At 73.3% G+C, this 25,813-nt stretch carries 21 protein-coding genes; 9 read left to right on the forward strand and 12 right to left on the reverse strand.

The window, feature by feature from the left end; translation table 11 throughout:
• Nucleotides 1-28: 28 nt before the first annotated feature.
• The 4 genes from V2J63_RS14635 to V2J63_RS14650 form a co-directional block, all read right to left on the reverse strand.
• Nucleotides 29-787, reverse strand: a complete 759-nt coding sequence (locus tag V2J63_RS14635; protein ID WP_331231725.1) for an iron ABC transporter ATP-binding protein — start codon at nt 785-787, stop codon at nt 29-31.
• Nucleotides 784-1,731 carry an iron chelate uptake ABC transporter family permease subunit gene (locus V2J63_RS14640; RefSeq protein WP_491062016.1) on the reverse strand — a complete coding sequence of 316 codons (948 nt, stop codon included), beginning with the start codon at nt 1,729-1,731 and terminating at the stop codon, nt 784-786. Before V2J63_RS14640 ends, V2J63_RS14635 begins: the two co-directional genes overlap by 4 nt.
• A 118-nt stretch (nt 1,732-1,849) precedes the next feature.
• Nucleotides 1,850-2,956, reverse strand: a complete 1,107-nt coding sequence (locus V2J63_RS14645) for an ABC transporter permease (protein WP_331231727.1) — start codon at nt 2,954-2,956, stop codon at nt 1,850-1,852.
• Complete coding sequence (locus V2J63_RS14650; protein ID WP_331231728.1) at nt 2,953-3,933, reverse strand: siderophore ABC transporter substrate-binding protein; 981 nt, start codon at nt 3,931-3,933, stop codon at nt 2,953-2,955. The genes V2J63_RS14645 and V2J63_RS14650 overlap by 4 nt, the downstream gene beginning before the upstream one ends.
• A 180-nt stretch (nt 3,934-4,113) precedes the next feature.
• Between V2J63_RS14650 and V2J63_RS14655 the strand changes: the two genes are divergently transcribed.
• Nucleotides 4,114-4,599, forward strand: a complete 486-nt coding sequence (locus V2J63_RS14655) for a hypothetical protein (RefSeq protein WP_331231729.1) — start codon at nt 4,114-4,116, stop codon at nt 4,597-4,599.
• Between the two features lie 196 nt (nt 4,600-4,795).
• Here the strand turns inward: V2J63_RS14655 and V2J63_RS14660 are convergent, their stop codons facing one another.
• The 3 genes from V2J63_RS14660 to adhE form a co-directional block, all read right to left on the reverse strand.
• Nucleotides 4,796-5,962, reverse strand: coding sequence for a lipid II:glycine glycyltransferase FemX (locus tag V2J63_RS14660; protein ID WP_331231730.1), 1,167 nt, complete (start codon nt 5,960-5,962; stop codon nt 4,796-4,798).
• The gene (locus tag V2J63_RS14665) at nt 5,959-7,137 is read right to left on the reverse strand and encodes a lipid II:glycine glycyltransferase FemX (RefSeq protein ID WP_331231731.1); all 1,179 of its coding nucleotides are present in this window, start codon (nt 7,135-7,137) and stop codon (nt 5,959-5,961) included. The genes V2J63_RS14660 and V2J63_RS14665 overlap by 4 nt, the downstream gene beginning before the upstream one ends.
• Before the next feature lie 138 nt (nt 7,138-7,275).
• Entirely contained in the window at nt 7,276-10,020 is a 2,745-nt protein-coding gene (gene adhE / locus V2J63_RS14670) for a bifunctional acetaldehyde-CoA/alcohol dehydrogenase (RefSeq protein ID WP_434056343.1), read from the reverse strand.
• A gap of 211 nt (nt 10,021-10,231) precedes the next feature.
• Here adhE and V2J63_RS14675 point away from each other — a divergent pair, with 211 nt between their 5' ends.
• Nucleotides 10,232-10,654 carry a PadR family transcriptional regulator gene (locus V2J63_RS14675; RefSeq protein WP_331231732.1) on the forward strand — a complete coding sequence of 141 codons (423 nt, stop codon included), beginning with the start codon at nt 10,232-10,234 and terminating at the stop codon, nt 10,652-10,654.
• Complete coding sequence (locus V2J63_RS14680; protein WP_331231733.1) at nt 10,651-11,361, forward strand: hypothetical protein; 711 nt, start codon at nt 10,651-10,653, stop codon at nt 11,359-11,361. The genes V2J63_RS14675 and V2J63_RS14680 overlap by 4 nt, the downstream gene beginning before the upstream one ends.
• 118 nt (nt 11,362-11,479) lie before the next feature.
• On the opposite strand, the gene V2J63_RS14685 is transcribed toward V2J63_RS14680, so the two are convergent.
• Both V2J63_RS14685 and V2J63_RS14690 read right to left on the reverse strand, forming a co-directional pair.
• Nucleotides 11,480-12,232, reverse strand: coding sequence for a YaaA family protein (locus V2J63_RS14685; RefSeq protein WP_331231734.1), 753 nt, complete (start codon nt 12,230-12,232; stop codon nt 11,480-11,482).
• Between the two features lie 134 nt (nt 12,233-12,366).
• Nucleotides 12,367-13,659: a carboxylate--amine ligase gene (locus V2J63_RS14690; protein ID WP_331231735.1), complete on the reverse strand. Its 1,293-nt coding sequence runs from the start codon at nt 13,657-13,659 to the stop codon at nt 12,367-12,369.
• A 110-nt stretch (nt 13,660-13,769) separates the two neighbouring features.
• On the opposite strand from V2J63_RS14690, the gene V2J63_RS14695 reads away from it, so the two are divergent.
• The 5 genes from V2J63_RS14695 (at nt 13,770) to V2J63_RS14715 (ending at nt 19,357) form a co-directional block, all read left to right on the forward strand.
• Complete coding sequence (locus V2J63_RS14695; protein WP_331231736.1) at nt 13,770-14,345, forward strand: DUF3000 domain-containing protein; 576 nt, start codon at nt 13,770-13,772, stop codon at nt 14,343-14,345.
• 46 nt (nt 14,346-14,391) lie between these two features.
• Entirely contained in the window at nt 14,392-15,636 is a 1,245-nt protein-coding gene (locus tag V2J63_RS14700) for an HRDC domain-containing protein (RefSeq protein ID WP_331231737.1), read from the forward strand.
• A 79-nt stretch (nt 15,637-15,715) separates the two neighbouring features.
• Entirely contained in the window at nt 15,716-17,812 is a 2,097-nt protein-coding gene (locus tag V2J63_RS14705; RefSeq protein WP_331231738.1) for a 3-hydroxyacyl-CoA dehydrogenase NAD-binding domain-containing protein, read from the forward strand.
• A 103-nt stretch (nt 17,813-17,915) separates the two neighbouring features.
• Nucleotides 17,916-18,647 (forward strand): ABC transporter ATP-binding protein, encoded by a 732-nt coding sequence (locus tag V2J63_RS14710; RefSeq protein ID WP_331231739.1) that lies wholly within the window; start codon nt 17,916-17,918, stop codon nt 18,645-18,647.
• Complete coding sequence (locus V2J63_RS14715) at nt 18,644-19,357, forward strand: ABC transporter permease (RefSeq protein ID WP_331231740.1); 714 nt, start codon at nt 18,644-18,646, stop codon at nt 19,355-19,357. The genes V2J63_RS14710 and V2J63_RS14715 overlap by 4 nt, the downstream gene beginning before the upstream one ends.
• 18 nt (nt 19,358-19,375) lie before the next feature.
• Here the strand turns inward: V2J63_RS14715 and pflA are convergent, their stop codons facing one another.
• The 3 genes from pflA to dxs all read right to left on the reverse strand — a co-directional run bounded on the left by pflA (nt 19,376) and on the right by dxs (nt 24,923).
• The gene (gene pflA, locus V2J63_RS14720) at nt 19,376-20,278 is read right to left on the reverse strand and encodes a pyruvate formate-lyase-activating protein (RefSeq protein WP_491062013.1); all 903 of its coding nucleotides are present in this window, start codon (nt 20,276-20,278) and stop codon (nt 19,376-19,378) included.
• A gap of 66 nt (nt 20,279-20,344) precedes the next feature.
• On the reverse strand, nt 20,345-22,615 hold the full coding sequence (gene pflB, locus V2J63_RS14725; protein ID WP_331231741.1) for a formate C-acetyltransferase: 2,271 nt from the start codon (nt 22,613-22,615) through the stop codon (nt 20,345-20,347).
• A gap of 388 nt (nt 22,616-23,003) precedes the next feature.
• Entirely contained in the window at nt 23,004-24,923 is a 1,920-nt protein-coding gene (dxs, locus tag V2J63_RS14730) for a 1-deoxy-D-xylulose-5-phosphate synthase (protein WP_331231742.1), read from the reverse strand.
• A gap of 652 nt (nt 24,924-25,575) precedes the next feature.
• Between dxs and V2J63_RS14735 the strand changes: the two genes are divergently transcribed.
• A partial coding sequence (locus tag V2J63_RS14735) for a hypothetical protein (protein ID WP_331231743.1) occupies nt 25,576-25,813 on the forward strand: 238 nt, incomplete at its 3' end.

Here is a 25,813-nt window from a genome sequence, read left to right on the forward strand (position 1 = left end):
CGGGCGCGCTCGGACGTGCGCGCGAGGCTCAGACGAAGTAGAGCCCGATCCGGTGCCCGTTGATGACCTCCACGGCGATGTCCATGTCGTAGACCTCGCGCATAACCGCCGGGGTGATGATGTCCTCGGGCGTTCCCTCGTGGACGACTCGCCCGTCCTTCATCGCGATGATGCGGTCGGAGTAGACCGAGGCGAAGTTGATGTCGTGGATGACGAGGACGACCGTCTTGCCGAGCTCGTCGGCCGTGCGGCGCATGAGCCGCATCATCGCCACGGAGTGCTTCATGTCGAGGTTGTTGAGCGGCTCGTCGAGCAGGATGTAGTCGGTGTCCTGCGCGAGCACCATCGCGACGAACGCGCGCTGCCGCTGTCCCCCGGAGAGCTCGTCGAGGAACCTCTCCCGCAGGTCGGCCAGCTCGAGGTAGTCCATCGCTCGTCGGATAACCACCTCGTCCTCGGCGGTCAGCCGCCCCCGGGAGTACGGGTAGCGCCCGAACGCGACGAGGTCGGCCACCGTGAGCCGCACGGCCAGGTGGTTGTCCTGGCGCAGGATGGACAGCGTGCGCGCGAGCTCGTTGCTCGGCGTCGTCGCCACGTCGAGGTCCTCGACGCGGATGCGGCCCTCGCTCATGGGCAGCAGCCGGGAGACCATCCCGAGCAGCGTCGACTTCCCGGCGCCGTTGGCCCCGATGATCGACGTGACGCCGCCGGCGGGGATGCGCAGGCTGACGCCGTCGACGACCGCGGTCTCGCCGTAGCGCTTGGTGACGTCCATGACCTCGATCAACGGCGGCCTCCTCGGACCAGGAGCAGGATGAAGACGATGCCGCCGACGAACTCGATGACGACGGACAGGACGGTGTCGAGACCGAACGCGTGCTCGAGGAGCACCTGCCCGCCGACGAGGGTGAGGACCCCGAGGAGTGCCGCCGCGGGCAGGATGACCGCGTGCCGGTGGGTGCCCATGAGCTGGTAGGCGAGGTTGGCCACGAGCAGCCCGAAGAACGTGATGGGGCCGACGAGCGCCGTCGAGACGGAGACGAGCACGGAGACGATCGCGAGCACGCCGAGCACCTCGCGGCGGTACTCCACGCCGAGCGCGGTCGCGTTGTCGCGCCCGAGGGTGAGGACGTCGAGCACCTGGCGCCGGCGCCACACGGGGACGCTCACGACGACGACGATGACGGCGCACACGCCCAGGAGGGTCGGGTCGACGGCGTTGAAGCTCGCGAAGAGCCGGTCCTGGAGGACGAGGTACTCGTTGGGGTCGATGATCCGCTGCATGAACGTCGCGAGGGAGCGGAAGAGCACGCCGAAGACGATGCCGACGAGGACGAGGAGGTAGAGGCTGCGCCGCGCCCCGCCGAACAGCCACCGGAAGAGGAGGAACGAGAAGCCGAGCATGAGGGCGAGCTCGAGCCCGAACCGCGCCGTCACGGGGATGAGATTGAGCGTCATCGACCCGAGCCCGAAGACGAGGACCGTCTGGATGAGGGCGTACATGGAGTCGAAGCCCATGATCGACGGCGTGAGGATGCGGTTCTCGGTGACGGTCTGGAAGAGGACCGTCGAGACGGCGATGGCGAGGCCGACGATGACGAGGGCCCCGAGCCGGCGGGTGCGGAACGGGATGACGAAGTCCCAGTTCCCCGCCGAGCCGATGGCGTAGAACGCGACGACGGCGGCGAGAGTGAGCCCGAGGAGGATCGCCAGGCGCGCGCTCGTCGACAGGCCTGCGGCGCCCGTGCGCGCGGAGCGCTCCCGCGACCGGGCCGGGCGCCCGAGCGCGGGCGGGCGTCCGCTCGAGCGCCCGGTACCGCCGGGGACGTCGAGACCGCCCGCGGGGCGGTCAGCCGACACGCGCGGGCCTGCGCAGCAGGAGGTAGAGGAAGAGCGCGGCCCCGACGACGCCGACGACGACGCCGATGGGGATCTCGTACGGGAAGCGGATGACGCGCCCGAGGATGTCGCACACGAGGACGAACGCGGCGCCCAGGACGGCGACCCAGGGCAGGGCGCGCCGCAGCTTGTCCCCCATCGCCATGCTGACGATGTTGGGCACGACGAGGCCGAGGAACGGCAGCCCGCCGACGACGACGACGACCACGGCACTGACGAGCGCGACGATCGTCAGGCCGGCCGCGACGGTGCGGCGATAGTTGAGCCCGAGGTTCGTCGTGAACTCCTCGCCCATGCCCGCGACCGTGAAGCGGTCCGCGGCGACGTAGGCGATGACGCCCAGGACGAGGACGATCCACAGCATCTCGTACCGGCCGCGGATGACACCGGAGAAGTCACCGGTCATCCAGCTCGAGAGGGTGTGGAGGAGGTCGGCCCGGTAGGCGATGAACGTGGAGACGGCGCCGACGACCCCGGAGAGCATGAGGCCGATGAGCGGGACCATGACGACCGAGCGCAGCGGGACGTAGCGCAGGATCCGCAGGAAGAGCATGGTGCCGAGGAGCGCGGCAACGGCGGCGACGGCCATCTTCCCGACGAGCGGCATGCCCGGCGCGATCATCGTGACGAGGAGCAGGCCGAGCCCGGCCGACTCCGTGGTCCCGGCCGTGGACGGCTCCACGAACTTGTTCCGCACGAGCATCTGCATGACGAGGCCGACGACGGCCATGGCTGAGCCGGCGAGCAGGATCGCCGCGGTGCGGGGCACGCGCGAGACGAGCAGCGTCTCGACGTCGTACGCGCTCAGCCGGCCGGTGAGCACCGCCCACGGGCTCAGCTCGCTGACGCCGATGAAGACGGAGACGACGGCGAGGAGGAGGACACCCGTGACGGCCCCGACGAGCGGGAGGTTGCGCCGCAGCGCACCCCGCCGAGCCGCGGCGGGGTGCTGCGGCTCGGCGGTGGTGAGGGCGAGGCACACCCCGTCCGGGCACGCGCAGCCCTCATGGTGCCGGGTCGGCAGGCCACGCGTCCGGGACGGGGTGAGGGCGGTCATCGGGCGAGGGCGTCGCCGACCTCGGCGAACATCGCGTGGACGTTGTCGAGGCCGTGCATGACGATGTACCAGCGCTCCGGGTCGAGGTAGACCACCTGGTCCTGCGCCCAGGCGGACGTCGAGGCGACGAGCTCGTTGTCGAGGATCTGCTCCGCGGCGGCGCCGGCGCCGTCGCTGACGACGGCGTCCCGGTCGTTGACGAACATCCAGTCGGGGTTGATCTCACGGATGAGCTCGAAGGAGATGGCCTCGCCGTGGGGGGCGGCCTCGACGTCCGTCGTCGCCTCGGTCATGCCGAGCTCGGTGAAGATCGGCCCGAAGCGGGAGTCGGCGCCGTAGGACGTCACCTCTCCCCCGGAGGTGGACAGGACCATCGCGTCGCCCGCGTCGGCGGCGAGGGCGCTGATCTCCTCCGTCTGCTCGTCGATCTCGGCGAGGGCGGCCTCGACCTCCTCGGAGGCGTCGAACACCTCGCCGAGCATCCCGGCGGACTCGGCGAGCCCGGCGAGGAAGTCCGTGCTGGCGAAGGACGTGTCGATGACGTCCCAGTGCTCGGACAGCTCGCCGTAGGCCTCCGCGGAGCGGAACCCGACGATGACGAGGTCCGGGTCGAGCTCGTTGATCGCCTCGTAGTCCGGCTCGAAGAGCGTGCCGACGTCGGCGACGTCCGGGCCGGCGTACTGGTCGAGGAACGTGGGCACGCTCGTCTTAGGGACGCCGACGACGCTGTCGCCGGCACCGATCGCGTCGAGCGTGTCGAGGGCGCCCATGTCGAGGACGACGACCCGCTGGGGGGCGAGCGGGACGGTGGACTCGCCCTGCGCGTGCGTGACGGTGACCTCGGAGGCCTCGGTGGGCCCGCCGGCGGACGCGGTCTCGGACGAGCTCGCGCTGCCTCCGCAACCGGCGAGGACGAGCGAGGCGGAGGCGGTGACGGTCAGCGCCACGAGGGGGCGACGAGTGCGTGAGGTGCTCACGTGGATCCAGTCGGACGTAGGGAAGGGGTGCCTAACGAAGGTGAGCCTAACCGAGATATACGCAACGTCGGTAGTCCCTAATTGGGGTGTCGGCTTCCGGGGCTGCGGACGCGGGCGTGCGGCACCGGTCGCGGCCGCCGGTTACGCTCGAGCGAGCCGTTCATCGACGTGGAGGAACCCGTGCCCGAGACCGTCATCATCCTCACCGAGGACGCCCTCCTGCCCAGCGATGCCGAGCAGGTAGTCCGGCACTACGCCCCCGACCGGCCGGCGTTCGAGGTCCTCGTCCCGGCCGACACCGAGCACAACGTGCTGACCGAGGTCATCAACCACCTCAGCCTCCTCGAGCTCCGCGAGGCATGGGACGCGGTGACCGAGCGCGAGACGGACCCCGCCACCGCCCGCATGGAGGCGAGCGCGGCGCTGAGCGGGTCGCTCGAGCGCCTGCGGGAGGCCGGGGCACAGGCGGACGGCGCCGTCGTCCAGGACGACCCGGTGCCGGCGCTCATCCAGGCGGTCGGCAACGTGCGCGCGGCCGCCGTCGTCGTCGTCACCCGGCCCAAGGCGCTCGACGACACGTTCCGCCGGGACTGGGCCTCGCGCGCCCGGGAGGCGCTCGGCGTCCCTGTCCTGCACCTCTACACGGGCTCGAGCATCATCGGCTGAGCGCCCGGGCCGTTCCTGCACCCGTGCCCCTCGACGCACGCTGTGCGCGTGGTCTACCCGGGGCGCGGTGCGTGTCGAGGGGCACGGCCGGCCCGCCGGACGGCCGGGGTCGACCTCGCGTCGGCGCCGCTCCGCCCCTGGCGTGAGCCGTCCGGCGGCCGGCCCGTCGAGACCCCGTCGGCGAGGGCGCCCGGGGCTAGGAGCGCGGGGGCTCCGCCGGCGCTGAGCCGTCCGCGCCCGGAGCGCCGTTGGCCGCGTCGTCGGCGGGCCGCTCACCATCGGCGTCGGTCCCAGCACCGCGGCTCGCCGCGAGTGCGCGCACGCGGCCGGCGAGGCCCCGGACGACGCCGGGCAGCTCGCTCCGGGCGCGGCCCGCGAGCCGCTTCGCCTCGAGGGCCCGCACGAGCGCGGCGTAGCGCAGCGGCTGCACCGGGAAGTCCCAGGCGGGGGCGACCGCGGTGATCTCCTTCTCGAACTTCGTCTTGAACTGCGTCAGCCCGTTGAGCCCGGGGAAGCGCTCGGAGCCGGCGCCGGCGAGGTCGTAGCTGACGAGGCCCTCAGCGGCGAGGGTGCGGATGATCTCCCAGTGCAGGAGGTCGGCGGCGTAGGCGCCCCGCGCCTCGGCGTTGGAGGCGCCGACCGAGTACAGCGCGTGGGCGTCGTTGACGACGACGAGCGCCCAGGCCAGGACCCGACCGTCGCGCCGGGTGACGAAGAGCCGGGCGTGCTCCGGGCCGAGGGTCGTCAGCATGTCGAGGTAGCGCTGCGCGGGGTGGGCGCCGAACCCCTCGCGCGCACCGGTCTCGGCGAGGACGTCGTAGAGCTCGGCGAACGCCTCGGCGTCGGCACCGGTCTCCTCGGCCACGGTGAGCGAGTCGTCCTTGAGGGCCTTGCGGATCGCACGGCGTCCCTGCTGCTTCATGGCGGCGAAGATGTCGTCCTCGCTGCGCTCGAGGTCGACGACGACGGTGCGGTCGTACGTGATGCCCTGCATGACGTCGCGGAGGTCCGCGGCCTCGTGCCAGGCGTGGAGGCGGACGAAGACGAGGCCGGGGTCGACGGTGCGCAGGGACGCGGCGAGCCGGTCGCGCAGCGCGCGCTCGAGCTCCGGCGTCGGACGCTCGCGCCAGACGGGCCCGTTCTTCGCCCACAGGTACCGGAAACCACCGGGGCCCCGGACCTCCGTGAGGGAGACGACGGCGGCCGGCTCGCCGTCGACGAGGAACGCGAGGCGGCCCCAGTGACGGCGCCCGTCGACGACGTCGTCGAACGCCGCCCATACGGGCGCCTGCTCGATGGGCAGCGGCATGCCGGCCGCCCGCTCGAGGTACGTGGCGTCATCGACGGGGGCGAGCGTGGTCACCGGTTCTCCTTGCTGTCGTCCCCGCCGCCGGCGGCGGCTGCGGGAGCTCGCGGCGCCTCCGGCGAGTCGAGGTGTGCGTGCGTGCTCTCGTGCTCGGCAGCCGCCGGCGGGGCGGCGCTCTCTGCGCGGGCGCCGGCGACGGCCCGTCGCGCGGCGGGGACGGCCCGCCGGGCGGCGGCGAGCGTCGACCGCTTAGCAGCGAGCGCCCGGGTGAGGGCGGCGTACGCGAGCGGGCGCACGGGGACGTCCCACGCGCCGTCGACCTCGGTGATCTCCGGGTTGAACTTCGTCTTCATCGTCGTCAGCGGCTCGAGCGACGGGGCCCGGTCGGAGCCGACGCCCATGAGGTCCCACGTGCGCACGCCCTCGTCGCGCAGGCGGCGGATGATCTCCCAGTAGAGCTGCGTGGCGGCGTCGGAGGACCGCCCGGCGGCAGAGCTCGCGGCGTAGTAGACGGTGCACGCGCCGTCGTGGACCGTGATGAGGGCCCACGCCTCGACGACCCCCTCGTAGCGGCCGACGAAGAGCCGTGCCACGTCCGGCCCGAGGGCGTCGAGCATCGTCGTGTAGACGCCCGGCGGGTGGATGCCGAAGCCGTCCCGCTCGGCGGTCTCCTGCAGGACGGCGTACAGCTCGGCGAAGTCCGCGGCGGAGATCCCCGTCTCCTCGCTCACCTCGAGGGGGCGCTCGCGCATGCCCTTGCGCAGGTCGCGCCGGCCCCGCTTCTTCATGCCCGCGAGGATCTCCTCGTCGCTGCGCCCGGCGAGCTCGACGACGACCGTGCGGTCGTACGTGACGGACTGGAGCAGCTCGTGGAGGTCCTCGGACGGGTGGCGCGCGTGGAGTCGGACGAAGACGAGGCGCGGGTCGACGGCCCGCACGCCGGCGACGAGGCGCTGGCGCAGCGCACGCTCACGCTCGGGGGTCGGCTCGACGAGCCAGACCGGGCCGTGCTTGGCCCAGAGGTAGCGGAAGCCGCGCCCGGTGTACTCCGAGAGCGCGAGGACCGCGACGAGCTCGTCCTCGCAGTAGAACGCGAACCGCTTCCACGGCCGCCGCCCCGGCACCGCACGGTCGTAGGCATCCCAGACGAGGGCCTGCTCGACGGGGACGGCGACGTCGGCGGTCAGCGCCGCGAACTCGTCGTCCGTCAGGGGGACCAGCCTGCTGCTCACGCGCCCTGCCTCTCCTCGCTCCAAGCACACCACCCTATGCGGAGGCCGGGGATGCCGGGTCGGCGACCTCCGGCGCGACGACGCGCGGGCGAGAGCCTCACCCGCGCGTCCCCGGCGGCGCCCCGCCGGGCGTGGTGCTCAGCGCACCGGGCGCGGGGGGCGGGCCCGGCTCGTCCGGCGGTCGTGCCCGGCGGCCCTCTCGCCAGCGGCGGCGGTCTCCGCCGCGCCCGACTCGGCCGCCGCCGCGGCGCGGTCGGTGCGGACCTGGGCGACCGTGACGCCGTAGTAGGCGGCCTGCATCATGTCCTTCATGTCCTCGAGCATGGGCAGGCGGGGGTTCGCCGGCGCGCACTGGTCCTCGAACGCGCGCATCGCGAGGGTGTCGAGCGACGGGACGAGCTCGAGCTCGTCGATGCCCATCTGCGCGAAGGAGGCCGGCATGCCCAGCTCGGCGCGCAGCGCCTCGACGGCTACCGCGTACGCCTCGACGGCCTCAGCCGGCGTGGCGTGGGCGAGGCCGAGGTGCGTGGCGATCTCGGCGAACCGCTCGGGGGCGACGTAGGTGCCGTACTTGGGCCACGAGCTCAGCTTCGTGGGCACCGTGCCGTTGTACCGGATGACGTGGGGCAGGAGCACGGCGTTGGTCCGGCCGTGGACCTGGTGGAACGTCGATCCCACGGTGTGCGCCATCGCGTGGACGATCCCGAGGAAGGCGTTGCCGAACGCCATGCCGGCGATCGTCGACGCGTTGTGCATGCGCTCCCTCGCCCTGCGGACGAGCGCGGGGTCCACGCCGTCCCGCTGGCCGTTGACCGATGTCGAGATGTTCTCGAAGATCAGCTTGATGGCGTGCAGCGCCAGGCCGTCGGTGAAGTCGTTGGCGTAGACGGAGACGTACGCCTCGGTCGCGTGGGTGAGGGCGTCGAAGCCGGAGTCCGCGGCGAGGAAGGGCGGCATGTCCGTCGTCAGCTCCGGGTCGATGATCGCGACCGACGGCGTGAGCGCGTAGTCCGCCAGGGGGTACTTGTACCCGGTCTCCGGGTCGGTGATGACGGCGAACGGGGTGACCTCGGCGCCCGTGCCGGACGTCGTCGGGACGCAGACGAGCCGGGCGAGCTCCCCCAGCGCCGGGAAGCGGAACGCCCGCTTGCGCACGTCGAGGTACTTCTCGCGCAGGTCCTCGAAGCGCACCTCGGGGTGCTCGTACAGCAGCCACATGACCTTCGCCGCGTCCATGGGCGACCCCCCGCCGAGGGCGATGATCGTGTCCGGGTGGAACGCCCGCATGCTCTCCGCGCCCCGCCGCACCGCGCCGATCGTGGGCTCCGGCTCGACGTCGTCGATGATCTGCAGCGCCACCCGGTCGGACCGGCGACCGAGGACGTCGAGCACCTTGTCGACGTAGCCGAGGCGGGTCATCGTCGCGTCGGTGACGATCGTCACCCGGGACAGGCCCTCCATGTCCCGGAGGTAGCGGATCGCGTGCGGCTCGAAGTACGTCTTCGCCGGCACCTTGAACCACTGGAGATTGTTTGTCCGCCGGGCGATGCGCTTGATGTTGAGCAGGTTGACCGCGGAGACGTTGTTCGAGACCGAGTTGTGCCCGTAGGAGCCGCAGCCGAGGGTGAGGGAGGGGATGAGGGCGTTGTAGATGTCGCCGATCCCACCGAGCGAGGCCGGCGAGTTGGTGATGATCCGGACCGCCTTGACCCGGGCACCGAAGCGCGCGATGAGCTCGGTGTCGGCGGCGTGGATGACGGCGGAGTGCCCGAGGCCGTCGAGGTTGACCATCTCCTCCGCTCGCCTGATGCCCTCCTCCTCCGTCGCGACGCGCACGACGGCGAGCACGGGGCACAGCTTCTCGCGGGTGAGCGGCTCGTGGGGGCCCACGCCGTCGACCTCGGCGAGGATGATCGACGTGTCCTCGGGGACGGCGAAGCCGGCCTGCGCGGCGATCCAGTGCGCGGACCGCCCGACGACGGCGGCATTGAGCCGGACCCCGGCGCACCCCTCGGAGCCGGCGCGGGCGCCGAAGATCAGCTCCTCGAGCATCGCCTTCTCCTCCGGCGTCGCCCGGTGCGCGTGGAGGCGCTCGAGGCCGGCGATCGCCTCGTCGTAGATGACGTCGTCGAGGATGACCGCCTGCTCGGAGGCGCACACCATGCCGTTGTCGAAGGACTTCGACAGGACGAGGTCGGTGACCGTGCGGCCGATGTCCGCGCTCCGGTGGACGTAGGCGGGCACGTTGCCCGCACCGACGCCCAGGGCCGGCTTCCCGCACGAGTAGGCGGCCCGCACCATGGCGTTGCCTCCGGTCGCGAGGATGAGGGCGACGCCGGGGTGGTTCATGAGCGTGCCGGTGGCCTCCATGCTCGGGGCCTCGACCCACTGCACGCAGTGCTCGGGGGCTCCCGCGGCCACGGCCGCGTCGCGGATGACGCGCGCCGCGGCCACGGAGCACTCCTGCGCCCCGGGGTGGAAGGCGAAGATGATGGGGTTGCGCGTCTTGAGGCAGATGAGGGCCTTGAAGATCGCCGTCGACGTCGGGTTCGTCACGGGGGTGATTCCAGCGACCACCCCGACCGGCTCGGCGATCTCGATGATCCCCGCGAGGTCGTCCTCGGCGATGACCCCGACGGTCCGCAGGTCGCGCATCGAGTGGGTGACGTTCTCGCAGGCGAAGATGTTCTTCGTCGCCTTGTCCTCGAAGACACCGCGTCCGGTCTCGGCCACCGCCGCCGCCGCGAGCCTGCCGTGCTCGTTGAGCGCGGCGACCGACGCCTTCTTGACGATCCGGTCGACGTCCTCCTGCGTCAGGGCCTGGTACTCGTCCAGGGCGGTGAGGCCGCGTGCGACGAGCAGGTCGGTGGTGGCGATTCCCACTGGTGGCTCCCGTGGTGATGATCGTTCGCGGGGATCTCCCGTGCCTCCATGCTGCCGCGGCGCTGCGCCCTGTTCCTGAGCCCTTCGACCCACGGCCCTTGGTCCCGGGCCGGCCCAGGGCAAGACCCGCGCGCTGGTCGGTGGTCACCCGCCGCTAGGTAGATCGATGGCATAGGTAGACAGACTTACTAGATAGCCGTACGATCTAGTCATGACCACACAGGCATGGCCGAGCGAGTGGCTGCGCGGGGTGCTCGAGGTGTGCGTCCTGCGGGCGGTGGCGAAGGCCCCCACCTACGGGTACGCCATCGCGGCGGACCTCGAGGCCGCCGGCCTCGGCTCCATCAAGGGCGGCACGCTCTACCCGCTGCTCACCCGGTTCGAGAAGGCCGGCGTCGTCGCACCCGAGTGGCGCACGGGCGACGCGGGCCCCGCACGCAAGTACTACGCGATCACCGAACGGGGTCGCGCCGAGCTCGCGGAGCTGACGGTGCGCTGGGCGGAGTTCACGCGCTCCGTCACGGATCACCTCATCCCCTCCCCCGACGGCGCCCTCGACGCCGCGTCGATCCCCGACGACCACCCCGACGACGTCGCCCCGGCACCCGTCACCTCGCGAAAGGCAGCCTCATGACCAGGAACGACAACGTCCTCGACACCGCCTGGGAGAGCGACTTCATCGTCGAGCTCCGCCTGCGCGACGTCGACGGCCGCACGATCGGGGACGCGCTCGAGCAGGTCCGCTCCCACTGCGCGGAGAGCGGTCAGCCGGTGCGCGCGGCGTTCGGCGACCCGGTTGCCTACGCGCGCAGCCTCGACCTCCCCGGCGAGCCCGTCACCGGGCTCGGCACGGTCATCGTGCGCAGCGTCGCCGGCCTCGTCGCCATGTTCCTCACGCTCTGGGGCTTCACCGGGTGGCTCGACGGCGAGGGCTTCACCCTCACGGTCGGCCGGGTCGCCGTCCTCGTCCTCCTCGTCGTCGCCGTCCTCGCCATCGGTCGCGCGATCGAGTTCATCGTCCGGCACCCCTGGCGGGCCAGCCTCGTCATGGGCGCCTTCGTCGCGGGCATCGTCGTCGCGGAGGTTCTCCTCACCCAGGCGCTCGTCGTCCTCCCCGCGCTCGCCGTCGTCGCAGTCGGAGCGGTGGGCCTCCTCGCGACGTCCCTGTGGGAGCTGCGGTCGGCCGAGTCCGACGAGGACCCGGTCGTCAACCCGGTGACGGGACGGGACGACGACGACGGCCGCGCCGGCCGCGTCCTCCTCGCGCTCACGCCGTGGCTGCTGCCCATCGTCACGGCCGTCCTGCTGCTCCTTCTCGTCGCGCTCGAACGGCTCATCTGAGGCGAGGAACCGCCGTCGCTCCTCCGGCCCCGAGCGCCGACCCACGGGACCCGCACCATGATCCCGCGCTCCGGTCCGACCGCCCGTCCCGGCCGCGCGCCGGGGCGGGCGGTCATGGTCAGGCGGGCAGGACGCGGGTCTGGAGCACCCAGGGCGTCCCCGCCCGCGCCGGGGGCTCGAGCGCGACGTCGAACGCCCCGGTGAGCACCTCGGCCAGGGCCGACGGCGTCGCCACGTCGCCCTCGACGCCGCACAGGTACCGGGCGACGAGGCCGCGGGTGTGCTTGGCCATGTGGGTGGCGCCCGGCACGCGGACGTGGACCCACCGCTCGGCGTGCGCGCCGCGCGGGCTCCACGCCGCGGCGTACGTGCTCGAGCGGCCGTCGACGATGACGCCGCGCCCCACCGCCGCGGGCAGCGCCTCGTCGAGGTGCGGGCGCCAGAACGAGGCGAGGCGTCCCAGCCCGGGCAGGGCGGCGCCCATGGAGAGCCGGTACGGGGCCAGCACGTCGGTCGGCCGCACCGCGCCGTAGAGCGCGGAGACGACGACGAGGCGCCGGTTCGCCCGCCGGCGCGCGGCCGGATCGAGCGTGGCGTAACCGAGCGCGTCGTAGAGGACGCCGCTGTAGAGGGCACCGGCCCGCACACCGGGCGCCTGCGCGAGCCGGGTGTTCCGGGCGATGTCCTCGGTGAGGGCGGGGCTCACGCCGAGGACGGCGGCCGCGTCCGGCCGGGCGCTCACGTCCGCCAGCGTGGCGGCGACCTCGGCCCGGGCAGCCGCGAGGGTCGGGAAGGCGAGGGCCGCGGGGTCGTGCGGCTTGCCGCGGGCGCGGCCGGTCTTGCCCTCCGAGGGCGGCAGGAGGATGAGCACCGGGCGAGCCTAGGCGGTGCGCGCGCCCCTCGTGCTCCCCGCCCGTGCGTCCGCGACCGACGTCACACCTGCACGGGAGCAGGCCGCCGACGAGCCGCTCCGGCAGACCTTGCGAAGGCGCTCACGACGAGCGGTCAGAAGCCGGTCGCCGTCGGGCGCGGGTAGTGCTCGCGGAACTCGCGGACGAGGTTGACCGTCGACGCCTGCCGGAAGAACCACCGCTTGGGGCTGCGGTCGAGGGGGTAGGCGAGCGGGTGCGTGAAGCCGCGCGTGCGCCGGATGCGCCCGACGGTGCGCCGCAGCTCCGGGTCGGTGATGTACCGGCGGACGAGGGACCAGGGCAGGTAGGAGTAGACGCCAAGCTCCTGCTCGGCCGCTCCCGTCCGCCCCCGGCCCGCCCCGGTCTCCCCGGCCCGCCCCGCTGAGCCCGCAGCGCCGTGCCCGCCCCCGAGGTAGTCCTCGACGACAGCGCGCGCCGGGTTCGACCCGGCGACGTTCGCGTAGTAGTTCGGGCGCCCGATGCGGGGGTTGAGGTCGAGGAAACGTCCCTTCCCGTCGCGCGGGTCGACCTTGATGTCGAAGTTCGCGAAGCCGGTGAAGCCGAGCTCGGCGAGGATCGCCGCCGCCTGCTCGCACAGCTCGGGCTGGGGGCGGGTGAGGATCGTCGCGGAGTTGCCGACCATCGTGGGCGCGTGCAGCCCGAGGACAAGCTGGCCAGAGACCATCATCGTCACCTCACCGGACCGGTCGACGTAGCACGTGACCGTGCGCCCCCATGTGTCGTCCCCGGGGACGAGCTCCTGGACGACGACGACGTCCCGGAAGCCCGCGCCGGCGAGGGTCCGCAGGATCGCGGTCGCCTCGGCGGGGTCGTGCGCCGGGTACACCTTCTTCTTCCCGGCGTACTGCATGAGCAGGTGCTCGGCGCTCACGGCCGGCTTGAGCACGACGGGGAAGGTGAGGTCGACGGCGGGCGGCTCCCAGCCGGACCCGTCGGCGGCCGCGAGGTCGACGGTGCGCGACTCCGGCACGGGGATCCCGAGCCGGCGGCACACCCGCTCGAGCTCGACCTTGTCCGCCGCGGCGGCGAGGACGTCGTCGGGTGCGAAGGGGACGATGAAGCGCTCTGCCAGGGCGGCGCGGTGGCGCTGGACGAGCTCGACCTCGTGCTCGGCGTTGACCATGAGCACGAGCGCCGTACCGGGGTTCTCGTCCGCCACGCGCAGGAGCGCCGCGACGGTCTGCTCCTCGGACGAGCCCTGGCCGGTGAAGACGGTGTCGATGATCCGCGAGTCGTTGATCGGTCCCCGGGGGGAGTTCGCCACGACGACCGAGCGCACGCCGTAGGCCTCGTGGAAGGACCGGGCGATCGAGTACACCCCGAGGTCGGTCCCGAGGATGACCGGGCGGAACGGCGTCGTCGGCACCGTGGCTCCTTCCGAAGAGGCGGGCGGGCGGCGGTCGCCGAGGGCGCGGGGAGTCTATCGGCCCGGCGCGCCCCCGGCGCGGTCGGGCGCCCGGCACCTAGCCTGAGGACGTGAACAGCGAGGGCGCGTCGATCCCGCCGGACTTCGAGGAGGCGCTGCTCAGTCTGCGCGGGCACCGCCAGCGCCCAGAGCTGCACCTGGAGGAGGTCTCCGCACCCACGCGGATCGCTCCGTACGCGCTCGCGCTCACCGGCGAGGTGAACGCGAGCCGGGACCCGGAGACGATGCTCGGCAACGGGCGGTTCGTCGTCCTCCACGACCCGGAGGGCCAGAGCGCCTGGGACGGCACGTTCCGCGTCATCGTCCTCGCCCGCGCCCAGCTCGAGGACGAGCTCGGGGCCGACCCCCTGCTCGGCGAGGTGGGCTGGACGTGGCTGACCGACGCGCTGCGCGAGGCCGGTGCCGGGTTCCACCACCTCTCCGGCACCGTCACCCGGGTCCTGTCGGAGAGCTTCGGGGGCCTCGAGCTGCGCGACCGCGAGGTTGAGATCGAGGTCCGGGCCTCGTGGACGCCGACGACGACGGACCTCGGCCCGCACCTGGTGGCCTGGGCGGCGCTCACGTGCTCCGCCGCGGGGCTCGAGCCCCTGCCCGAGAACGTCACGGCGCTCGGGCGCCGGCGCTGAGCGCGTCGGGCGGCTCCCGGGCGCGGCCGCGCATACGGTAGAGCACATGCCTTCTCTCGCCGCGCCGGAGCCCGACCTCGAGCCCGAGGTCGAGCCGCTGCAACCGCTCGTCGAGCCCGCCGACGGCGTCCCCGAGGTGACGACGACGCCCGAGGGGCTCGCCGACGTCGCGCGGGCCATGGCCGCTGGGACCGGTCCGGTCGCCGTCGACGCCGAGCGCGCGTCGGGCTACCGCTACGGGCAGAGCGCCTACCTCGTCCAGCTCCGGCGTGAGGGGGCGGGCACCGCCCTCATCGACCCGGTGCCGCTGCCGGACCTACGCGTCCTCGACGACGCGCTCGCCGGGACCGAGTGGGTGCTCCACGCCGCCAACCAGGACCTGCCGTGCCTGGCGGAGGTCGGCCTCGCCCCCGCCTCCCTGTTCGACACCGAGCTCGCGGCCCGGCTCCTCGGGCGGGCGCGCGTCGGCCTCGGCCACATCGTCGCCGAGGAGCTCGGCTTCGCCCTCGCCAAGGAGCACTCGGCCGCGGACTGGTCGACGCGCCCCCTGCCCCAGGACTGGCTGCGCTACGCCGCGCTCGACGTCGAGCTCCTCGTCGAGCTCCGCGACCGCCTCGCCTCCGAGCTCGAGGCGCAGGGCAAGCTCGAGTGGGCCCTCGAGGAGTTCGAGGCCATCCGCACCGCGCCGCCCGCCACCCCGCGGGTCGACCCGTGGCGGCGCACGTCGGCGATGCACACGGTGCGGACCGCCCGGGGTGTCGCCGTCGTGCGCGAGCTGTGGCTCGCCCGCGAGGACCTCGCCCGCCGGCGGGACCGCTCGCCCGGACGCATCCTCCCCGACGCCGCCATCGTCGCGGCCGCGCACGCCCTGCCCCGCAGCGAGGCGGAGCTCGTCGCCCTCCCCGCGTTCGCGGGGAAGAACACCCGGCGCAGCTCGGCGTACTGGTGGGGGGCCGTCGCCCGCGCCCTCGCGCTGCCGGAGCGCGAGCTGCCCCCGCGGCGCCTGGCCGCGGTGCCGGGCACCCCGCCGCCGCCGCGCAGCTGGCCGGACAAGGACCCCGAGGCCGCCGCGCGCCTCGAGGCGGTCCGCGGCGTCGTCAAGGGCCTCGCCGCAGCGCTCGCCCTCCCCCAGGAGAACCTCCTCGCCCCGGCCGCACAGCGCCAGCTCGCCTGGACCCCGCCCGCCACGGTGGACCCGGCCTCGGTGCGCGCGGCGCTGACGGACCTCGGTGCCCGCCAGTGGCAGATCGGCCTCGTCGCGGACCCGCTCGCCGAGGCGCTGCGGGCGTAGCGCGCCCGGTCCCGCGGGGCGCGTCCTGCCGGTACGGTGCTAGCTGATACCGACAGTGCCGTCTATCGCAGGAGAGCCGATGTCCAGCACCACCCGCACGACGTCCGTCACGACCGAGGACGTCGACCTCGGCGTCGGCACGCTCGAGCTCATCACCCTCACCGGTCCCGACGGCCGTCCGGCGACGCTCGGGCCGGACAGCCTGCCCGCGCTCCAGCACCGGATCGCCTCCGCCGCCGCACGGGCGCACGCCGGAGAGCTCGTCGCGGTCGCCCTCACCGGCACGGCGGAGTACTTCGTCGCGGGCGCCGACCTGCGCGCCGTCGCCACGATCGCGGACGCGGCCCAGGCGGAGGAGGTCGCGCACGCCGGCCACGAGATCGTCTCCACGCTCCTCGACCTGCCGGTCCCGAGCTTCGCGTTCCTCGGCGGCCTCGCGCTCGGGGGCGGCCTCGAGCTCTCCCTCGCGTGCACGTACCGCGCCGCCGCCGCGGACGTCCGCAGCCTCGGGCTGCCCGAGACCGGGCTCGGGCTCGTCCCGGGCTGGGGCGGGTGCTACCTCCTCCCCCGCCTGCTCGGGCCCGAGCCGGCGCTCCAGGTCATCGTCGACAACCCCGCCCGCCGGAAGACGCTCGACGCCCAGGCGGCCCTCGACGCCGGCCTCGTCGACACCGTGCAGCGACCGGGTGACGACTTCCTTCCCGGCTGCCTCGCGTGGGCCGTCGAGGTGCTCAGCGGGGCGATCGAGCCGCAGCGGACGACGCACACCGACGACGAGGCCGCCTGGACCGCCGCGGTCGAGGCCCGCCGGGCTTCGGTCGCCCGGCGTGCCGCCGGGGGCGCGCCGGCCCCCGCACGTGCGCTCGACCTCGTCGCCGCAGCCCGCACCGCGCCGCGCGGCGACGCGTTCGCGGCGGAGGACGACGCGCTCGTCGAGCTCATCATGTCCGACCAGCTCCGCGCCGGGCTGTACGCCTTCGACCTGACGAACCGGCGCGCCAAGCGCCCGAGCGGAGCCCCCGACGCGGCGCTCGCCCGGCCGGTGCGCCGGATCGGCGTCATCGGGGCGGGCCTCATGGCGAGCCAGCTCGCGCTCCTCCTCGCCCGCTCGCTGCGGGTCCCCGTCGTCATGCGTGATCTCGACACGGAGCGCGCGCAGGCCGGCCTCGCCGCCGTGCGCGAGCAGGTCGAGCAGTTCCGGGCGGGCGGACGCCTCGACGCCGCCGCCGCGGACGCCCTGGCCGGCCGCATCAGCGCGACGACGGACCTGGCCGACCTCGCGGACGCCGACCTCGTCATCGAGGCGGTCTTCGAGGAGCTCGGCGTCAAGAAGGACGTCTTCGCCGAGCTCGAGGACGTCGTCGACGTCGGCTGCGTCCTGGCGACGAACACGTCAGCCCTCTCGGTCACCCGGATGGCCGAGGACCTGCGGCACCCCGCGCGCGTCGTCGGGCTCCACTTCTTCAACCCGGTCGCGCAGATGCCGCTCGTCGAGGTCGTCCGCACCCCGCGCACGGACGACGCGACGTACGCGACGGCGTTCGCTGTCGCCGCGGCCTGCCGCAAGACGGCGGTGGCCGTCGCCGACGCCCCGGGGTTCGTCGTCAACCGCGTGCTCGTGCGGCTGCTCGGCGAGGTGCTCGGCGCGCTCGAGGACGGTACGAGCGTCGCCGACGCCGACCGGGCCCTCGTCCCGATGGGACTGCCGATGGGCCCGTTCCAGCTCCTCCAGCTCGTCGGCCCGGCGGTGGCGCTCCACGTCCTCGAGACGCTGCGCGCCGAGCTCGGCGAGCGGTACCCGGACTCCCCCGGTCTCGCCCGCATGGTCGACGAGCGCGAGGCCTTCGTCGAGGCGGGCGGCCGCCGCCCCTCCGCCGCCTCGCCGGTGCGCCCGGAGATCGCCCGGTTCTTCGGCTCGCGGGTCCTGGCGGAGCCGCTCGACGCCGACGGGGTGCTCGCGCGGGTGCGACGTGCGCTCGCAGAGGAGGTCGCGGCGCTCCTGGCCGAGGGGGTCGTGGCGGAGGCGGCCGACGTCGACCTCGCCATGATCCTCGGCGCGGGCTGGCCGCTCCACAACGGCGGGATCACCCCGTACCTCGACCGGACGGGGGCCGCGGAGGAGGCGACGGGCGGGCGCTTCCACGCCCCGGGCGTCGCGAGCGTGCCCGTCCGCTGAGGGGGCGGGCGCCGCCGCCGCAGGACGTGCGGGGCCCGAACGCCGGCACGGCGTGGTCTCCCCGCGCCTTCCGCCGGCCGCCGCAGCGGTTCTACTGTGAGTCATGGCGCGCTCAGCGGTGACGGTCCGCGACCTCCGCGTCGTGCGGGGCGGCGCAGTGGCGCTCGACGGCGTGAGTCTCGAGGTCCCGGCCGGCAAGATCACGGGGCTGCTCGGCCCGTCCGGATCGGGCAAGACGACCCTCATCCGGTCGATCCTCGGCGTCCAGGTCCTCGCCGGCGGGACGGTGAGCGTCCTGGGCCGGCCGGCCGGGAGCCGTGAGCTGCGTCGCCGCGTCGGCTACGTCACCCAGGCGCCGAGCGTCTACCCCGATCTCACCGTCGAGGAGAACCTCCGCTACTTCGCGCGGGTCCTCGGCGTGCGCGGCGACGGCGCAGCCGACGTCGACGCCGTGACGACGACCGTCGGCCTCGAGGCCCAACGACGCCGCCTCGTGGGCTCGCTCTCCGGCGGCCAGCGGTCCCGCGTCTCGCTCGCTGCAGCCCTCCTCGGTCGGCCGGACCTCCTCGTCCTCGACGAGCCCACCGTGGGCCTCGACCCCGCGATCCGCGAGTCGCTGTGGGGCACGTTCACCGACGTGGCTGACGGCGGCACGACGATCCTCGTCTCCTCGCACGTCATGGACGAGGCGCAGCGCTGCGACACCCTCGTGCTGCTCCGCGAGGGGAAGGTCCTCACCGACGGGCCGCTCAGCGCCCTCCTCGCACGCACCGGGACGACGACGGCGGACGCCGCCTTCCTCGCCCTCGTCACCGCACCGGGCGGGCGACCGTGATCCCCACGGCCCTGCGCGTCCTCGCCCAGCTCCGGCACGACCCGCGGACCATCGCGATGATCGTCGTCGTCCCCGCCGTGCTCCTCACGCTGCTGTGGTGGGTCTACGACGGCGGCCCGGTCTTCCAGCGGGTCGGGCCGGCGCTGCTCACCCTCTTCCCGGTCGTCATCATGTTCCTCATCACCTCGGTGACGACGCTGCGCGAACGGCGCTCGGGGACGCTCGAGCGGCTCCTCACGCTGCCGCTCGGCAAGGCTTCCTTCCTCCTCGGGTACGCCCTCGCCCTCGGTTCGATCGCCGCCGTGCAGGCGCTCGTGGCCTCAGCCCTCGCGCTCGGCCCGCTCGGGCTCCAGACCGCGGGACCGTGGTGGTTGCTCGTCCTCGTCGCCGTCCTCTCGGCGCTCCTCGGCGTCGCGCTGGGCCTGTCGGTGTCGGCCTTCGCCAGCACCGAGTTCCAGGCCGTGCAGTTCATGCCCGCTGTCGTCCTCCCGCAGTTCTTCCTGTGCGGCCTGCTCGTCCCGCGCGACGAGATGCCCCGCACGCTGGAGTACGTGTCGAACGCCCTGCCGCTGTCCTACGCGGTGGACGCCATGAACGAGGTCGCGACCGAGGCGTCACCCGACCTGTGGCTCGAGCTCACCGTGCTCGTCGCCGTCATCGTCGGGGTGCTCCTCCTCGGGGCCGCGACGCTCCGCCGCCGCACGCCCTGAGGCGGCACCTCCCGCGGCTCAGTAGACGGTGAGCCCTCGGGCGCGGAACTGCCCTCGCACGCGCTCGGTGAGGTCCGCCGTCGGCGCGGGCGTGTCCCCCAGCTGGTAGGTCATCCCGAGGCGCTCCCACTTGTCCCGCCCCATCTGGTGGAACGGGAGGACCTCGACACGGGTGACGGTGGCCAGCGAGGCGACGTAGTCAGCCGCAGCGGCGACGTTGTCGGGAGCGTCGGTGAGGCCCGGGACGAGGACGTAGCGGACCCACATCTCGGTGCCGCGGGCGGCGAGACGGCGGCCGAAGTCGAGGGTGGGGGCGAGCTCGCGCCCCGTCGTGCGGTGGTAGGTCTCGGGGAGGCCGGACTTGACGTCGAGGAGGACGAGGTCGACGGCGTCGAGGAGGGCATCGCTCGCGTGCGCGCCGAGGAACCCCGACGTGTCGACCGTCGTGTGGACGCCGAGCTCCTTCGCCCCCTGCAGGAGTCGCGTGAGGAACGCGGGCTGCATGAGCGGCTCGCCGCCGGAGACGGTGAGCCCGCCGCCCGTGGCCCGGAAGACCGGGACGTAGCGCTTCACGCGCGCGAGGAGCTCGGTCACCTCGACGGGCTCGCCGTCCTTCATCCTCAGGGTGTCGGGGTTGTGGCAGTACAGGCACCGCAGGGGGCACCCGGCGAGGAAGACGGTGAGGCGCGTGCCGGGGCCGTCGACCGCCGTGACGAGCTCCCACGAGTGCATGGAGCCGATGTCGCCGGCCCGGACGGCGGCGAGGTGCTCGGCGTGGCTCATCCCGTCGACCGTGGCGATCCCCGCCGTCCCGGCCGAGGCCCGCAACCGTGGCACGGCGTCCTCGGGGACGGCGACGTACTCGCCGTTGATCCCGTCCGGGGCGACGACGCCGGAGACGCGCACCGTGTGCTGGGTCATCGCTCCATCCTCTCGATCGACGCCGGGCCGTGCAGGCCGGGCGGGGTCAGCCGGTCCGGCCACGCTTCACAGCGCCCCGTGGAACGTCCGCGAGATGACGTCGAGCTGCTGCTCGCGCGTGAGCCGGACGAAGTTGACCGCGTAGCCGGAGACCCGGATCGTCAGCTGCGGGTAGTTCTCCGGGTGCTCCATGGCCTCGTAGAGGGTGTCCCGGTTGAGGACGTTGACGTTCATGTGGTACCCGGAAGAACTCATGTACGCATCGAGGAGGCCGACGAGGTTGGTCGCCTGCTCCTCGGGCGTGCGGCCGAGACCGGACGGCACGACCGTGTTCGTCAGCGAGATGCCGTCCTGCGCGTCCGCGTAGGGAAGCTTGGCCACCGAGAGCGCCGAGGCGAGCATGCCGTGGGTGTCACGCCCGTTCATGGGGTTCGCGCCGGGAGCGAAGGGCTCGCCCGTGCGACGGCCGTCCGGGGTGTTGCCCGTGTGCTTGCCGTAGACGACGTTCGACGTGATCGTCAGGACGGACTGGGTGTGGAGGGCGTCTCGGTAGGTCGGCAGCGCCCGGATCTTCGCCATGAAGCGCTCGACGAGCATGACGGCGATGGCGTCCACGCGGTCGTCGTCGTTGCCGAAGGTCGGGAAGTCGCCCTCGGTCTCGTAGTCGACGACGAGGCCGTCGGCGTTGCGGACGGGGCGGACGCGGGCGTACCTGATCGCCGAGAGGGAGTCGGCGGCGACGCTGAGGCCGGCGATCCCGCAGGCCATCGTGCGCAGCACCTCCTTGTCGTGCAGGGCCATCTCGAGGCGCTCGTAGGCGTACTTGTCGTGCATGTAGTGGATGCAGTTGAGCGCGTCGACGTACGTCGCGGCGAGCCAGTCGAGGAGGGTGTCGTACTTGCCCAGGACCTCGTCGTAGTCGAGGACGTCGCCGGTGACCGGCTCGCTCAGGGGCGCGACCTGCTCGCCCGAGTTCTCGTCCCGGCCACCGTTGATGGCGTAGAGGAGAGCCTTGGCGATGTTGACGCGGGCCCCGAAGAACTGCATCTGCTTGCCGATCGCCATGGCGGACACGCAGCAGGCGATGCCGGCGTCGTCACCCCAGGCGGGCCGGATGAGCTCGTCGGACTCGTACTGGATGGCCGAGGTGTCGATGGAGACCTGCGCGCAGAAGCGCTTGAAGCCCTCGGGCAGCGCCTCGCTCCACAGGACGGTGAGGTTCGGTTCGGGGGCGGGGCCGAGGTTGTACAGCGTCTGGAGCATGCGGAAGGAGGTCCGCGAGACGAGCGGCCGCCCGTCGCTGCCCATGCCGCCGATGCACTCCGTCACCCACGTCGGGTCGCCGGAGAACAGCTCGTCGTACTCGGGTGTCCGCAGGAAGCGGACGATGCGCAGCTTGATGACGAAGTCGTCGATGAGCTCCTGGGCCTGGGCCTCGGTGAGGACGCCCGCGACGAGGTCACGCTCGAGGAAGACGTCGAGGAAGGTCGAGACCCGGCCGAGCGACATCGCGGCGCCGTTCTGCTCCTTGACGGCCCCGAGGTAGGCGAAGTAGAGCCACTGGACGGCCTCGTACGCGCTGCGGGCGGGGCGGGAGATGTCGTAGCCGTAGGACGCGGCCATCTGCTTGAGCTCGGCGAGCGCGCGGATCTGCTCGGCGTTCTCCTCGCGGTCACGGATGACGTCCTCGACAGAGCGCTGGGCGTCGAGCTCAGCGCGCTCGTCCTTCTTCGCGGCGATGAGCGCGTCGACGCCGTAGAGGGCCACGCGGCGGTAGTCGCCGATGATGCGGCCGCGGCCGTAGGCGTCGGGCAGGCCGGTGACGATGTGGGCGCTGCGGGCCGCGCGGACGTCCGGGGGGTAGACGTCGAAGACGCCGGCGTTGTGGGTCTTGCGGTACGTCGTGAAGATCTCGCGCAGGACCGGGTCGACCTCGTACCCGTACGTCTTGAGCGAGGTCTCGACCATGCGCCAGCCGCCGTACGGCATGATCGCGCGCTTGAGCGGGGCGTCGGTCTGGAGGCCGACGATGAGCTCGTTGTCCTGGTCGATGTAGCCGGGCGCGTGGGCGGTGATGGACGACGGCGTCGTCGCGTCGACGTCGTAGACGCCCTTCTCGCGCTCCTCGGGGAACATCGCCGAGAGGCGGGCCCAGATGCCGGTGGTCCGCTCCGTCGGGCCGGCGAGGAAGCTCGCGTCGCCGGAGTACGGGGTGTAGTTGCGCTGGATGAAGTCGCGGACGTCGATCTGGTCCTGCCAGGGTCCGGACGCGAACGTGCGCCACGCGTCGGTGCGCTGCTGCTCGACGGACGGGGTCTCGTGGACGGTGCTAGCCATGGCTGCCTCCCGGTGGGGATCTGCGGTGATACCACCGTACGAAGCCGACGGCCACGAGCCGTGGGACCAAGGACCGCACCGCCACGTGTCGGTGGTCACAGGTGCGTGCGGCTGGGCGACGGGGCGCCAGGGATGCTCCGCGCCGGGCGACGGGGCGCCGTTGGTGCCCAGCCGACGGCGACGGGCGCCATCGGTGCCCAGCCGGGCGACGGGGCGCCATTGGTGCCCGGCCGACGGCGACGGGGCGCCACAGGCTCTGGACCGACCGCCGTCGGGGGCCGCGACACGAGCCACCGTGGCACGCCTCGGCACGCCGTCGTCCCCGCCTCGGCACGCCGTCGTCCCCGCCGCGGCCGCCGTCGGCACGCCGTAGTTCGCGCCCGGGCTGTCAGCGCTTGGCGGCGCGCTCCGCGGGCGTGAGGCTCTCGGCACCGAGGGCGAGGACGGTCGCAGCGGCCTCGCGCGCGACGTCCTGCGCGCGCATGCGGAAGTCCTCGATGAGCTGCGCACGCGTCGCGTGCTCGAGGAAGGCGAGCGGCACGCCGTGGGTCTGGACGGGCCGGAAGTCACCCCGGTCCGCGAGAGCGTCACGCACAGCCGAGCCGATCCCACCGCTGGCGAGGCCGTCCTCGATCGTGACGACGAGGTCGTACCTCTCCGCCATGTCGAGCAGATCCGGTGCCACCGGCAGGACCCAGCGCGGGTCGACGACGGTCGAACCGATCCCCTGGGCCGCGAGGGCAGCCCCGACCTCGACGGCGGTCGGCGCCATCGAGCCGATACCAACGACGAGCACGCGTGCGTCGCCGTCCCCGGCGGAGCGGGCGAGGACGTCGAGCGTCCCCTCGCGGGCGAGCGCGGGCAGCGGCTCCGGGAGCGCGCCCTTCGGGTAGCGCAGGACTGTCGGCGCGTCCTCGACGGCGACCGCCTCGCGCAGCTCGGCGCGCAGCGTGTCCTCGTCGCGGGGGGCGGCGAGGCGCAGGCCCGGGACCGTCCGCAGGAGCGCCATGTCCCACATGCCGTTGTGGCTCGCGCCGTCGTCCCCCGTGAGGCCGGCCCGGTCGAGGACGAACGTGACGCCGGCCTTGTGCAGCGCGACGTCCATGAGGAGCTGGTCGTACCCGCGGTTGAGGAAGGTCGCGTAGAGGGCGATGACCGGGTGCAGGCCGGCGAACGCCATGCCGGCCGCCGAGGTGATGGCGTGCTGCTCGGCGATGCCGACGTCGAAGACGCGCTCGCCGAACTCCTCGGCGAAGGGGGCCAGGCCCACCGGAGCGAGCATGGCTGCGGTGACGGCGACGATGTCCGAGCGCTGGCGGGCGATCTCGACGATCTCCTCGGCGAACACCGATGTCCATCCGAACCGGCTGGGCGCCACGGGCAGCCCGGTCTCGGGGTGGATGACGCCGACGGCGTGGAAGCGGTCGACGACGTCGGACTCAGCGGGGACGTAACCACGGCCCTTCTCCGTGATGGCGTGGATGATGACGGGGCCACCGAAGGCCTTGGCACGGCGGAGGGCGAACTCCATCGCAGCGGTGTCGTGGCCGTCGACGGGGCCGATGTACTTCAGGCCGAGGTCCTCGAACAGGCCCTGGGGGGCGAGGACGTCCTTGAGGCCCTTCTTGACCGCGTGGAGCGCGTCGTAGGTGACGCGGCCCGGTGTCCCGCTTCCCTGGAGGGTGCGCTTCCCCCACCCGAGCACCTTCTCGTAGCCGCTGGCCGTGCGGAGGGCGTCGAGGTGGTGGGCGAGGCCGCCGATGGTCGGCGCGTAGGAGCGTCCGTTGTCGTTGACGATGATGATGAGACGCCGGTCCTGGCCCTCGGCGATGTTGTTGAGCGCCTCCCAGGCCATGCCGCCGGTGAGCGCGCCGTCGCCGATGACGGCGACGACGTGCCGGTCGCGCAGCCCCGCGAGCTCGTGCGCCTTCGCGATGCCGTCCGCCCACGACAGGGCCGTCGACGCGTGCGAGTTCTCGACGATGTCGTGGTCCGACTCGGCGCGGCTCGGGTAGCCCGAGAGCCCTCCGCGGCCGCGCAGGTGCTCGAAGTCGTGCCGGCCGGTGATCAGCTTGTGGACGTACGCCTGGTGCCCGGTGTCGAAGACGACGCGGTCGCGCGGGGAGCTGAAGACGCGGTGGATCGCCAGCGTCATCTCGACGACGCCGAGGTTGGGGCCGAGGTGCCCGCCCGTGCGGGAGACGGAGTCGACGAGGAAGTCGCGCAGCTCCTTCGCCAGCTCGTCCAGCTCCGCGCTCGTCAGCTGCCGAAGATCGGCTGGCCGACGGATGCGTCCCAGCTGGCTCATTCGTGTCTCCCGTCCCGGCGACCTGACGGTGCACCGACCTCCAACTGTAGGCGCCGGTGGCGTGGCGGGCGAGGGAGCGCGCTGTGACGCGCGCGTCGCCCGGTGGTGGGGGTGCGGCGGGAGAACCCCCCGACGCGGAGGGCGGCAGGCGGCGAGACCGGAGGCGACGGGGCCGACGAGCGGCAGCCGGTGACTGCCGCCGGCGGTCGCGGAGGTGGTGACGGCGAGGCCGACGAGCGGCAGCGGGCGACTGCCGCCGGCGGGCGCGGGACGGGGGCAGCGACGCCGACGGGCGGCAGCGGGCGGGGACGGGCGGCGACTGACCCGCGAGGTGGCACAGGGCCCGGCGGCGATGTCAGTGGTCAGAGCTAGTTTCCATATAAGCGTTCGACGTAGGGCGGAGGTGAGGACGATGGCGGCGACGCCGAAGGCCGGTGGGCCGCACGAGTGCCCCGATCTCCTCACGATGCCTCGTCACCCTCATCGTCCCGACACCGGGCTTGCGGATGTGCGAGGCCCCTCGTCCGGGCCGCTCGGCTCGCCGTTTGGTGCGGCAGGCCCCGCCGCCGGACCTGCCGCACGCACCGGCTCACCGTCCGCCGACCCCTCACCGCGTGGCGCCCCAGCCTCACCGGCGGAGCTGGTGGCCGCGGTGCGCGCGGCGCTGGCGGGGCTGCGGGAGGGTGCGCCGGGTGCGTCGGCGGTCGGGTGGGCGCGGGCCGAGCGGGAAGAGGTCATCGGGTCCCTGGACGCGGTGATCCGGGACGTGACGGTGTACCGGGGGCAGGTGCTGCTCGCGCACAAGGAGGACGGGGCGTGGGGCAGCTCGCGGGACCGGGACTTCACCGACTGGCGCTCCCGCACCACCGGTACCGGACGCGGCGCCGCCG

The sequence above is a fragment of the Georgenia wangjunii genome (assembly GCF_036421975.1).
GTDB lineage: Bacteria > Actinomycetota > Actinomycetes > Actinomycetales > Actinomycetaceae > Georgenia_A > Georgenia_A wangjunii.